The sequence below is a fragment of the Enterobacter sp. K510 genome, assembly GCF_055804875.1.
The window spans coordinates 45,791-57,693 of the sequence record NZ_JBNRLQ010000014.1; the positions used below are offsets into that span (position 1 = coordinate 45,791).

9 protein-coding genes and 1 tRNA gene are annotated in these 11,903 nt (G+C 55.4%); all 10 read left to right on the plus strand.

Features of this window, described 5'->3' with window-relative positions; all coding sequences use genetic code 11:
* The first annotated feature begins 234 nt into the window (after positions 1–234).
* The 10 genes from ACQUTD_RS20010 to bcsQ all read left to right on the plus strand — a co-directional run bounded on the left by ACQUTD_RS20010 (position 235) and on the right by bcsQ (position 11,891).
* A complete protein-coding gene (locus ACQUTD_RS20010; RefSeq protein ID WP_473277258.1) occupies positions 235–1,449 on the plus strand; it encodes an L-lactate MFS transporter in 1,215 nt (404 codons plus the stop codon).
* 276 nt (positions 1,450–1,725) lie between these two features.
* Positions 1,726–3,417: a kdo(2)-lipid A phosphoethanolamine 7''-transferase gene (gene eptB, locus ACQUTD_RS20015; protein ID WP_473277257.1), complete on the plus strand. Its 1,692-nt coding sequence runs from the start codon at positions 1,726–1,728 to the stop codon at positions 3,415–3,417.
* Positions 3,418–3,508: 91 nt separating this feature from the next.
* Positions 3,509–3,585 (plus strand) — tRNA-Pro (locus ACQUTD_RS20020).
* Between the two features lie 772 nt (positions 3,586–4,357).
* Positions 4,358–5,965, plus strand: a complete 1,608-nt coding sequence (gene dppA, locus ACQUTD_RS20025; RefSeq protein WP_072571461.1) for a dipeptide ABC transporter periplasmic-binding protein DppA — start codon at positions 4,358–4,360, stop codon at positions 5,963–5,965.
* Between the two features lie 187 nt (positions 5,966–6,152).
* Entirely contained in the window at positions 6,153–7,172 is a 1,020-nt protein-coding gene (gene dppB, locus ACQUTD_RS20030; RefSeq protein WP_072571462.1) for a dipeptide ABC transporter permease DppB, read from the plus strand.
* 9 nt (positions 7,173–7,181) lie between these two features.
* On the plus strand, positions 7,182–8,084 hold the full coding sequence (dppC, locus tag ACQUTD_RS20035; RefSeq protein ID WP_473277256.1) for a dipeptide ABC transporter permease DppC: 903 nt from the start codon (positions 7,182–7,184) through the stop codon (positions 8,082–8,084).
* A gap of 11 nt (positions 8,085–8,095) precedes the next feature.
* Positions 8,096–9,088, plus strand: a complete 993-nt coding sequence (dppD, locus tag ACQUTD_RS20040; protein ID WP_072571464.1) for a dipeptide ABC transporter ATP-binding protein — start codon at positions 8,096–8,098, stop codon at positions 9,086–9,088.
* A complete protein-coding gene (gene dppF / locus ACQUTD_RS20045; protein ID WP_473277255.1) occupies positions 9,075–10,094 on the plus strand; it encodes a dipeptide ABC transporter ATP-binding subunit DppF in 1,020 nt (339 codons plus the stop codon). Before dppD ends, dppF begins: the two co-directional genes overlap by 14 nt.
* Before the next feature lie 451 nt (positions 10,095–10,545).
* Positions 10,546–11,097, plus strand: coding sequence for a cellulose biosynthesis protein BcsO (bcsO, locus tag ACQUTD_RS20050; RefSeq protein ID WP_473277254.1), 552 nt, complete (start codon positions 10,546–10,548; stop codon positions 11,095–11,097).
* Positions 11,088–11,891 (plus strand): cellulose biosynthesis protein BcsQ, encoded by an 804-nt coding sequence (gene bcsQ / locus ACQUTD_RS20055; RefSeq protein ID WP_072571467.1) that lies wholly within the window; start codon positions 11,088–11,090, stop codon positions 11,889–11,891. Before bcsO ends, bcsQ begins: the two co-directional genes overlap by 10 nt.
* Positions 11,892–11,903 lie beyond the last annotated feature (12 nt).

Sequence of the window (11,903 nt, forward strand, 5' to 3'; positions counted from 1 at the left end):
AAAACAAATTAATTACATTTTTTATACAACAATCATCAGCTTCGCAGAGATAGTGTGTACTAACTTACACTGTATTTTTTGCTGATGAGACTTTTCCCGCTGTCATTCATTCCCGTTACAAGGCATTTCATTCCGTCCTCACTGCATTTCATGCCGTTTTCGATCCGGCATCAACGGCGCTTCGTTATGGTTAACGGCAGAGAATTTCCCTTTTGCTTACGCAGGAAGACTGCCATGAATACATCCTCATTGAATCGGACCCGCTGGCTGACGCTGGTCGGTACCATCATTACGCAATTTGCCCTTGGATCGGTTTATACCTGGAGTCTGTTTAACAGCGCGCTGGCGGAAAAACTGGATGAGCCAGTAAGCCAGGTGGCGTTCTCCTTCGGCCTGCTCAGCCTCGGACTGGCGCTCTCTTCCTCGGTAGCCGGGAAATTACAGGAACGTTTCGGCGTTAAACGTGTGACTATCGCATCCGGTATTCTGCTGGGCCTCGGCTTTTTCCTGACGGCGCACGCCAACAGCCTGCTGATGCTGTGGCTGAGCGCGGGCGTGCTGGTCGGCCTTGCCGATGGCGCGGGCTACCTGCTGACGCTCTCCAACTGCGTGAAGTTCTTCCCGGAGCGTAAAGGGCTGATTTCCGCTTTCTCCATCGGCTCTTATGGCCTGGGCAGCCTCGGCTTTAAATTTATCGACAGCCATCTGCTGGCCACCGTCGGCCTGGAAAAGACCTTTATGATCTGGGGCGCGATGGTGCTGGTGATGATCGTTTCCGGCGCGATGCTGATGAAAGACGCGCCGCAGCAGAAAGCGACCATGGTCAATGGCGTGGTGGAGAATGATTTCACCCTGGCGCAGTCGATGCGTAAACCGCAATACTGGATGCTGGCCGTGATGTTCCTCACTGCCTGTATGAGCGGTCTGTATGTTATCGGCGTGGCGAAAGACATCGCTCAGGGCATGGTGCATCTGGATGTGGCGACCGCCGCCAATGCGGTGACCGTGATTTCCATCGCTAACCTGACGGGTCGTCTGGTGCTCGGTATCCTCTCCGATAAAATGTCCCGCATCCGCGTTATTACGCTCGGTCAGGTGGTGTCGCTGATTGGTATGGCGGGCCTGCTGTTCGCCCCGCTTGACGAAGTGAGCTTCTTCGCGGCTATCGCCTGTGTGGCCTTTAACTTCGGCGGCACCATCACCGTCTTCCCGTCGCTGGTCAGCGAGTTCTTTGGCCTGAACAATCTGGCGAAAAACTACGGCGTCATTTATCTGGGCTTTGGTATCGGCAGCATCTGCGGCTCGATTATCGCCTCGCTGTTCGGCGGCTTCTATGTGACCTTCTGTGTCATCTTCGCCCTGCTGATCCTCTCCCTGGCGCTTTCCACCACCATTCGCCAGCCGCAGCGTGAGTACTTCACCAACTCACAGCTGCTGACTCACCATTAAATGACCTGCGCCACGCTCTGCGTGGCGCTTCGCAATCTTCAACCTTCTCCCTTCCTGAATCAGGGGTAATACGGTAAGCTCTGCCGCATTACCTATTATTTTTGTAAATGTTTAGTCAGATCACATTCCCGGTGACACTTTTTTCCACCCCTGTGGTCTACTACCCCGCGCTTCAAGAAGTTCTCGAATCAACTTCCTATGCGTTTGATAAGCCTTTATGCAGATATATCGTCTGCGCACGGGTGCTCTCTATTCCCTTCTCCCAGGGTGCTTTGAATGAAATATATCAAAACGATGACGCAACAACGGCTGAGTTTTCTGCTGGCGTTGTACATCGGTCTGTTTATGAACGCCGCTGTTTTTATTCGTCGCTTTGATGGATATGCGCAAGAATTTACCATCTGGAAAGGCCTCGCTGCGATTGTTGAAGTGGCGGGCACGGTATTAGTCACGTTCTTTTTACTTCGACTTCTCTCTCTGTTTGGACGGCGTGCCTGGCGCGTGCTGTCGACGCTGGTGGTGCTGTTTTCCGCAGGCGCCAGCTATTACATGACTTTCCTGAACGTGGTCATCGGCTACGGCATTGTTGCCTCGGTGATGACGACGGACATTGACCTGTCGAAAGAAGTGGTGGGCATGCAGTTTGTGATCTGGCTGGTATGCGTGAGCACGCTGCCGCTGATCTTTATCTGGAGCAACAGCAGCCGCCTCACGCTGCTGCGACAGCTGCGTACGCCGGGCCTGCGCATCCGTAGCGCGGCCATCGTCGTGCTGGCCGGACTGATGGTCTGGGGGCCGATCCGTCTGCTGGAAGTGCAGCAAAAGAGCGTAGAGCGCGCGACCGGCGTTGATATGCCAAGCTATGGCGGCGTGGTGGCTAACTCTTATCTGCCGTCTAACTGGCTGTCCGCGTTAGGGCTGTACGCCTGGGCGCAGGTGGATGAATCTTCGGATAACAAATCGCTGATCAACCCGGCGACCAAATACACTTACGTTGCGCCGAAAGATCTCGATGACACTTATGTGGTCTTTATCATTGGTGAAACGACCCGCTGGGATCATATGGGCCTGCTCGGCTATGAGCGCAACACCACGCCGAAGCTGGCGGCGGAGAAAAATCTTGTCGCCTTCCGGGGTTACTCCTGCGATACCGCCACTAAGCTGTCGCTGCGCTGCATGTTTGTGCGCGAGGGCGGGGCGGATGAAAACCCACAGCGTACGCTGAAAGAGCAGAACGTCTTTGCGGTGCTGAAACAGCTCGGCTTCTCCAGCGACCTGTACGCCATGCAGAGCGAAATGTGGTTCTACAGCAATACCATGGCGGATAACATCTCCTACCGTGAGCAGATTGGCGCTGAGCCGCGTAACCGCGGTAAGAACGTCGATGACGCGTTGTTGCTGGATGAAATGAAAGCGTCGCTGAAAAATAGCCCTGACGGCAAGCATTTGATGATCTTCCACACTAAAGGCTCGCACTTTAACTACACCCAGCGTTATCCGCGCAGCTTTGCCCAGTGGACGCCGGAGTGTCAGAGCGTGGACGACAAGTGCACCAAAGCGGAGATGATCAACTCCTTTGATAACTCCGTGACCTATGTCGATTACTTTATTGATAGCGTCATCGATCAGCTGCGCGATAAGAAAGCGATTGTGTTCTATGCCGCCGACCATGGCGAGTCGATTAACGAGCAGGAGCATCTGCACGGGACGCCGCGTAAAATGGCCCCGCCTGAGCAGTTCCGCGTGCCGATGATGGTGTGGATGTCTGATAAGTATCTGGAGAATCCGGAGAAAGCCAAAATGTTCGCGCACCTCAAGCAGCAGGCCGATATGAAAGTGCCGCGCCGCCATGTTGAGCTGTATGACACCATCATGGGCTGCCTGGGTTATACCTCGCCAAATGGTGGTATCAACGAGAACAATAACTGGTGCCACATCCCGGATACAAAGGCATCGGCGGGTAAGTAAACTGACTGGCGAGTTTATCGCCAGTCGAAAGGCTTTTTTACGTTAAGGGATTGACGGTTGCGGTGCCCGGCAGTAAGATGCGCCCCGCATTCGGTGATTGGCGCAGCCTGGTAGCGCACTTCGTTCGGGACGAAGGGGTCGGAGGTTCGAATCCTCTATCACCGACCAAATTTAAAAAGCCCAACCTTCTGGTTGGGCTTTTTGCTATCTGTAACCCGCCGCTCCTGTAGGCCGGGTAAGCGCAGCGCCGCCCGGCGGAAACAGCGGGAAGTGTGCCACATATTATGCCCGGCGGCGCAGGCTTGCCGGGCCTACGTGTCTACTCAGAGCCTGTAGCCCGTAGGCCGGGTAAGCGGAGCGCCACCCGGCGGAAATAACACTTTTAAATCACGCGTCGATATCGCTCATAATTCTCTGCATTTGCCAGATATTCCATCGTATTTTTTTATATATGTTTGAATCTTTTTTCGCGTTGCTTATGGATAAGCTCAGCATTTTCACCTGTGCGTTTTAACGTTCGCGGTATTAATCGCTCAGATATTCATCATTCCGTCAGAAATTTTTCATAAACTGGGTAAATGTTAATCACTGATGTGAGACTTAAAAGCAGCGGTTTATTCTGGCATCCGACCAGTAGCACAATTTTCCCTGCTGAAAACAGGGGCGTGCACTTTTTTTAATCTTTGTTTGCCAATTCTCACCGTCGTTGTAAATCCCGGTTACCTGTATTGACGTTTTGACATTCTGTTGACAGATTGTAGGGCATGAGGGGCATTTCACGGAGAATCTGCACTGCAACTCAGTCAACCTTGTGAAAGGATTCCCCATCTCTCATATAGCCTCCGGGCACAACCGACCAGACCGGTAAAAAATAAATAAAGGCCTGTCGGATATACCCTTTGCAACGGGTAAACAACACATATCACATTGGAGCAGAATAATGAGTATTTCCTTGAAGAAGTCAGGGATGCTGAAGCTTGGTCTTAGCCTGGTGGCCATGACCGTCGCAGCAAGCGTACAGGCCAAGACCCTGGTTTATTGTTCAGAAGGCTCGCCGGAAGGCTTTAACCCACAGCTCTTTACCTCTGGTACCACTTACGACGCAAGCTCAGTGCCAATCTACAACCGTCTGGTTGAATTCAAAATTGGTACCACCGAAGTGATCCCGGGCCTCGCTGAAAAGTGGGAAGTCAGCGAAGACGGTAAAGTTTATACCTTCCACCTGCGTAGCGGTGTGAAGTGGCAGGACAACAAAGATTTCAAACCGACGCGTGAATTCAACGCCGACGACGTGGTGTTCTCTTTTGATCGCCAGAAAAACGCTGAAAACCCGTACCATAAAGTGTCCGGCGGCAGCTATGAATACTTCGAAGGTATGGGCCTGCCAGACCTGATTAGCGAAGTGAAAAAAGTGGACGACAAAACCGTACAGTTCGTACTGGCGCGTCCGGAAGCCCCGTTCCTGGCTGACCTTGCCATGGACTTCGCTTCTATCCTGTCTAAAGAGTACGCTGACAACATGCTGAAAGCCGGTACGCCGGAGAAAATTGACCTGAACCCAATCGGTACCGGTCCGTTCCAGCTGCAGCAGTACCAGAAAGACTCCCGCATTCTGTACAAAGCCTTCGAAGGCTTCTGGGGTACTAAACCGCAGATCGACCGTCTGGTGTTCTCTATCACCCCGGACGCGTCTGTACGTTATGCAAAACTGCAGAAAAATGAGTGTCAGGTTATGCCGTTCCCGAACCCGGCTGACATTGCACGCATGAAGAAAGACACCAAAATCAACCTGATGGAGCAGGCCGGTCTGAACGTGGGCTACCTCTCTTTCAACACCGAGAAAAAGCCGTTTGATGACGTGAAAGTTCGCCAGGCGCTGACCTATGCAGTGAACAAAGAAGCGATCATCAAAGCCGTTTATCAGGGCGCCGGTACTGCCGCGAAAAACCTGATCCCGCCAACCATGTGGGGTTATAACGACGACGTTAAGGATTACACCTACGACGTTGAGAAAGCGAAAGCGCTGCTGAAAGAAGCCGGTCAGGATAAAGGTTTCACCGTTGAACTGTGGGCGATGCCGGTACAGCGTCCTTACAACCCGAACGCACGCCGTATGGCTGAGATGATCCAGTCTGACTGGGCGAAAATCGGCGTTCAGGCCAAAATCGTGACCTACGAGTGGGGCGAGTACCTGAAGCGTGCGAAGGCGGGCGAACACCAGGCGGTGATGATGGGCTGGACCGGGGACAATGGGGATCCGGACAACTTCTTCGCCACCCTGTTCAGCTGCGACGCGGCGAAACAAGGTTCCAACTACTCTCGCTGGTGCTACAAGCCGTTTGAAGATCTGATCCAGCCGGCACGTGCGACTGACGATCACAACAAACGTATTGAACTGTACAAACAGGCTCAGGTAGTGATGCACGACCAGGCTCCGGCGCTGATCATCGCGCACTCCACCGTGTACGAGCCAGTGCGTAAAGAAGTGAAAGGCTATGTGGTTGATCCACTGGGCAAACACCACTTCGAAAACGTGTCAGTTGAATAATTAAAACCCAGGGGTGCTCACGCACCCCATGCCCGGCGGCGCTACGCTTGACCAGGCCTACACCCGTAGGCCGGATAAGCGCAGCGCCATCCGGCATAATGCTTTACCTGAGCGGTATCCGCGCAGGATAAGATTTGTGAGCAATACAGACACGTCTTTGACGCTGTCACTACAGAGAATCCGGGTTATGTTGCAGTTCATCCTCCGACGTCTGGGGCTTGTCATCCCTACGTTTATCGGTATCACCCTTCTCACCTTTGCCTTTGTCCATATGATCCCGGGCGACCCGGTCATGATCATGGCGGGTGAGCGTGGTATCTCCCCTGAGCGTCACGCGCAGTTGCTGGCCGAGCTTGGCCTGAACAAGCCGCTGTGGCAGCAGTACGTCAACTATGTGTGGGGCGTGTTGCATGGAGATTTAGGGGTTTCGCTTAAGAGCCGTCTCCCGGTGTGGGACGAGTTCGTGCCGCGTTTTAAAGCGACGCTGGAACTCGGTGTCTGCGCCATGATATTTGCTGTTGCCGTGGGTATTCCGGTGGGCGTTCTCGCCGCCGTTAAACGCGGTTCTATCTTTGACCACACCGCCGTCAGCGTCGCGCTGGCCGGTTACTCCATGCCAATCTTCTGGTGGGGCATGATGCTGATCATGCTGGTGTCGGTGCAACTCAACCTGACGCCGGTATCCGGGCGCGTCAGTGACATGGTTTTCCTTGATGATACTAACCCGCTGACCGGCTTTATGCTGATCGACACCGCCATCTGGGGTGAAGAGGGCAACTTCATTGATGCGCTGGCGCATATGATCCTGCCTGCGGTGGTGCTCGGCACTATCCCGCTGGCGGTGATCGTGCGTATGACCCGCTCATCAATGCTGGAAGTGCTGGGTGAAGACTACATCCGTACCGCCCGCGCGAAAGGCCTGACCCGGATGCGCGTGATCGTGGTGCATGCCCTGCGTAATGCGATGCTGCCGGTGGTCACGGTGATTGGCTTACAGGTGGGCACCATGCTGGCGGGCGCTATCCTGACGGAGACGATATTCTCCTGGCCGGGACTGGGACGCTGGTTGATCGACGCGCTGCAACGCCGCGATTACCCGGTGGTGCAGGGCGGCGTGCTGCTGGTGGCGACGATGATTATCCTCGTCAACCTGCTGGTCGATCTGCTTTACGGCGTGGTGAACCCGCGTATTCGTCATAAGAAGTAAGGGGCCATCATGTCACAAGTAACTGAAAATAAAACGGTGTCCGCACCGGTGCCGATGACCCCGATGCAGGAGTTCTGGCACTATTTTAAACGCAACAAAGGGGCGGTAGTCGGCCTGGTGTATATCATCGTGGTGCTGATTATTGCCATCTTCGCCAACTGGATCGCGCCTTATAATCCGGCCGACCAGTTCCGTGACTCGCTGCTCGCGCCGCCGGTCTGGCAGGAAGGCGGTAGCTGGGCGCATCTGCTCGGCACCGATGACGTAGGCCGCGACGTGATGTCGCGTCTGATGTACGGCGCGCGCCTGTCGCTGCTGGTCGGCTGCCTGGTGGTGGTGCTGTCGCTGGTGTCCGGGATTATCCTCGGGCTTATCGCCGGGTATTTCGGCGGCCTGGTGGATAACATCATCATGCGCGTGGTGGACATCATGCTGGCGCTGCCGAGCCTGCTGCTCGCGCTGGTGCTGGTGGCGGTCTTTGGCCCGTCCATCGTCAACGCCTCGCTGGCGCTCACCTTCGTGGCGCTGCCCCATTACGTGCGCTTAACCCGCGCCGCGGTAATGGTGGAAGTGAACCGCGATTATGTCACCGCCTCCCGCGTGGCCGGTGCCGGTGCGATGCGCCAGATGTTCGTCAATATTTTCCCTAACTGCCTTGCGCCGCTGATCGTTCAGGCGTCGCTCGGCTTCTCTAACGCCATTCTTGATATGGCCGCCCTTGGCTTCCTTGGCATGGGTGCGCAACCGCCAACACCGGAGTGGGGCACCATGCTCTCTGACGTGTTGCAGTTCGCACAAAGCGCCTGGTGGGTCGTGACCTTCCCGGGTCTGGCGATCCTGCTGACGGTGCTGGCATTTAACCTGATGGGTGACGGCTTGCGTGATGCGCTCGACCCCAAACTCAAGCAGTAAAGGGCTACGAAATGGCGTTATTAAATATAGATAAATTATCGGTGCACTTCGGCGACGAAGGGACACCGTTCCGTGCCGTAGACCGCGTAAGCTACAGCGTTGAGCAGGGTGAAGTGGTTGGCATCGTCGGTGAATCCGGCTCCGGTAAATCCGTCAGCTCGCTGGCGATCATGGGACTGATTGATTTCCCGGGCCGCGTGATGGCCGACAAGCTGGAATTCAACGGCCAGGACTTAAAGCGCATCTCTGAAAAAGAGCGCCGCAGTCTGGTGGGCGCGGAAGTGGCGATGATTTTCCAGGATCCGATGACCAGCCTTAACCCGTGCTACACGGTGGGTTTCCAGATTATGGAAGCCATTAAGGTGCATCAGGGCGGCAACAAGAAAACCCGCCGCCAGCGTGCCATCGACCTGTTAAACCAGGTGGGTATTCCCGATCCGGCCTCGCGGCTGGACGTTTACCCGCACCAGCTCTCCGGCGGGATGAGCCAGCGCGTGATGATTGCGATGGCCATCGCCTGTCGTCCGAAGCTGCTGATCGCCGATGAACCGACCACCGCGCTGGATGTCACTATCCAGGCGCAGATCATCGAACTTTTGCTGGAGCTTCAGCAAAGGGAGAACATGGCGCTGATCCTCATCACCCACGATCTGGCGCTGGTGGCGGAAGCGGCCCATAAAATTATTGTGATGTATGCCGGTCAGGTGGTGGAAACCGGCAAAGCCACGGATATCTTCCGCGCGCCGCGTCATCCGTACACCCAGGCGTTGCTGCGCGCGCTGCCTGAGTTTGCGCAGGACAAAGCGCGTCTGGCCTCGCTGCCGGGCGTGGTGCCGGGCAAGTATGACCGTCCAAACGGCTGTCTGCTGAACCCGCGCTGCCCCTATGCCACCGATCGCTGCCGCGTGGACGAGCCTGCGCTGAATACGCTGAGCGATGGCCGTCAGTCTAAATGTCACTACCCACTCGATGATGCCGGGAGGCCGAATTATGAGTACGCATGAGGCCACCCTGCAACAGCCACTGTTGCAGGCTATCGACCTGAAAAAACACTACCCGGTGAAGAAAGGGCTGTTTGCCCCGGAACGCCTGGTGAAAGCGCTGGACGGCGTCTCTTTTTCGCTGGAGCGCGGTAAAACGCTGGCGGTGGTGGGCGAATCCGGCTGTGGAAAATCCACGCTCGGTCGTCTGCTGACCATGATCGAAGTGCCGACCGGCGGCGAGCTTTACTATCAGGGGCAGGATCTGCTCAAGCCTGATATGAGCGCCGAAAAGCTGCGTCGCCAGAAGATCCAGATCGTCTTCCAGAACCCGTACGGTTCCCTGAACCCACGTAAAAAAGTGGGCCAGATCCTGGAAGAGCCGCTGCAAATCAACACCACGCTGAGCAAGGCGGAGCGCCGTGAAAAAGCGCTGGCGATGATGGCGAAAGTCGGCCTGAAAACCGAACACTACGACCGCTACCCGCATATGTTTTCCGGCGGCCAGCGTCAGCGTATCGCCATTGCCCGCGGGCTGATGCTCGATCCGGATGTGGTGATCGCCGATGAACCGGTGTCGGCGCTCGACGTGTCCGTGCGTGCGCAGGTGCTGAACCTGATGATGGATTTGCAGCAGGATCTGGGGCTGTCTTACGTGTTTATCTCTCACGACCTGTCCGTGGTGGAACACATCGCCGATGAAGTGATGGTGATGTACCTCGGTCGCTGCGTGGAGAAAGGCACCAAAGAGCAGATTTTCTCCAACCCGCGTCATCCGTACACGCAGGCGCTGCTCTCTGCCACGCCGCGCCTGAATCCGGACGACCGCCGCGAACGTATCAAGCTGACCGGCGAGCTGCCAAGCCCGCTGAATCCGCCGCCGGGCTGTGCCTTTAACGCCCGTTGTGTCCGTCGCTTCGGCCCCTGCACCCAGTTGCAGCCGCAGCTGAAAGAGTACGGCGGCCAGCTGGTTGCCTGCTTCGCGGTGGACCAGGACGAGAACGGCGAAAAGCCGATTGTTCACGGTTGATTAACCCTGCCCGGCGGCCCATGCCCGCCGGGACCGGGGCAGCACCGATTTTGCAGGCCGGGTCAGGCGTAACCGCCGCCCGGCAATTTATATACCCGCACTGGCTGCTTAAAATCCTCTTTTGAACCACCTGACTAATGCAAAAGACTGACTATTTAGGATAAGATAATACTTTGCACTAATAATGTGGTTATTCATGAACGTATAAGACTTTACTTATTCCGACATCAAAAAAAGATAGCATCCTGGCGGGCAAAATTTATATATTTGCTGCCGTTAAGTGGTGGGTTAAAAACGCCCTATAAAATCACCCACTAAATTAGCTTAACGCTTCACCCTGTTATTATACCTGCACGTTATTATTAATTACGCCACCTTATCAGTGAAATGCTTTTAAGAAGCATTAAAGGTTGATTGTAATATTTTTTATTTGTAAATCATGAGTATAACTATGAACCATTATGATGATTTGCAGAGGTTTAAGGATAAGACTCGCACTCAGCATCTCGATTTTAAGGATTTGTCTTCCCAGAATCAGGGTAGCGAGCAGGGGAACTGGGCGATTATTAATCAGCTGTCGCCCGCTACTGAAGAATCGACGCTGGCGATGGGTGGACACGTTTCTGCTGCTATTCCCCAGGCGGTTAATCCTGAAATCTTCGCAGTAAACCCAACCACGCCGCCTGCTGACGCTATGACTCACGCGTCACCTGAGTCAGCGCTCGTGACGACCTCCCTTTTCCAGGACGTGGCCTCACAGCTGTCTGTCCCGCCGCAACCCGAGGCCGCGCCTGCGCCAGCCATCACGCCTGCGGCTCCGCCGCCTGCGCCCGAGCCTGTCGCCATCGCGCCTGCGCCGCAGCGGTCAGTTACCCCTGCGCCTGCCGCCGCATCGGTGAATTTTGCGCAGCTGTTTGCGCCAAAGGTCACAGAGACGAAACCGGCCGCAGAAAAGAACCAGCCCCTGAAATCGCTGTTAGAAAGGATCGCTTCATGCCGTTGATCTGTGTCTGTTCGCCCAAGGGCGGTGTCGGAAAAACAACCATGACCGCGAACCTTGCTTACGCGCTGGCACGGGCGGGAAGCAAAGTGCTGGCGCTGGATTTTGACGTGCAGAACGCGCTGCGCCTGCATTTTGGCGTGCCCCTTGCCGATGGCCGCGGTTTTGTTGCCCGCGCGGCAGAGTTGCCTGACTGGAGCCAGTTTGTATTATCGGCAGGCAGCAACATGTTCGTGCTGCCTTACGGCGACGCCACCGAAGCCCAGCGCGAAGCCTTTGAAGATCGCCTGACGCACGACGAGCATTTTCTGACCCGCGGGCTGAACACCCTGCTTAATTATCCGGGTCTGATCATTATCGCCGATTTCCCGCCCGGCCCCTCACCGGCATTAAAAGCGCTGTCACGCCTTGCGGATCTGCATCTGGTGACCCTGCTGGCGGACACTGCGTCTCTCTCGTTATTACCGCAGGTGGAAAACCACCGTCTTACCGGCGATGTGCTGAACCGCAAAGCGGGGCATTACATTCTGCTGAACCAGAGCGACAACCGTCGGCAAATCAGCCGCGACGTGACGGCCTTTATGGAGCAGCGGCTGGGTGAGCGTCTGATTGGTATCGTGCACCGTGATGAGAGCGTCGGGGAAGCGAATGCCTCGCAACAGTCCGTCTTCGATTTTAGTCCGGCCTCTGCCGCGGCCTTTGATATTGAGCTGATTGCCAAAAAGATCGCCAATATCCTTGATGTGAAAGTTGGCGATGGCACCGTTCATAACCTTCCGAAGATGTCTGGTTTCTAATTCTCCACAGAG

Excerpts from the sequence above, each read along its gene's own strand:
- eptB (WP_473277257.1), top strand. The coding sequence starts at position 1,726 with ATGAAATATATCAAAACGATGACGCAACAACGGCTGAGTTTTCTGCTG.
- dppB (WP_072571462.1), top strand. The coding sequence starts at position 6,153 with ATGTTGCAGTTCATCCTCCGACGTCTGGGGCTTGTCATCCCTACGTTT.
- bcsQ (WP_072571467.1), top strand. The coding sequence starts at position 11,088 with ATGCCGTTGATCTGTGTCTGTTCGCCCAAGGGCGGTGTCGGAAAAACA.
- dppA (WP_072571461.1), top strand. The coding sequence starts at position 4,358 with ATGAGTATTTCCTTGAAGAAGTCAGGGATGCTGAAGCTTGGTCTTAGC.
- ACQUTD_RS20010 (WP_473277258.1), top strand. The coding sequence starts at position 235 with ATGAATACATCCTCATTGAATCGGACCCGCTGGCTGACGCTGGTCGGT.
- dppC (WP_473277256.1), top strand. The coding sequence starts at position 7,182 with ATGTCACAAGTAACTGAAAATAAAACGGTGTCCGCACCGGTGCCGATG.
- bcsO (WP_473277254.1), top strand. The coding sequence starts at position 10,546 with ATGAACCATTATGATGATTTGCAGAGGTTTAAGGATAAGACTCGCACT.
- dppF (WP_473277255.1), top strand. The coding sequence starts at position 9,075 with ATGAGTACGCATGAGGCCACCCTGCAACAGCCACTGTTGCAGGCTATC.
- dppD (WP_072571464.1), top strand. The coding sequence starts at position 8,096 with ATGGCGTTATTAAATATAGATAAATTATCGGTGCACTTCGGCGACGAA.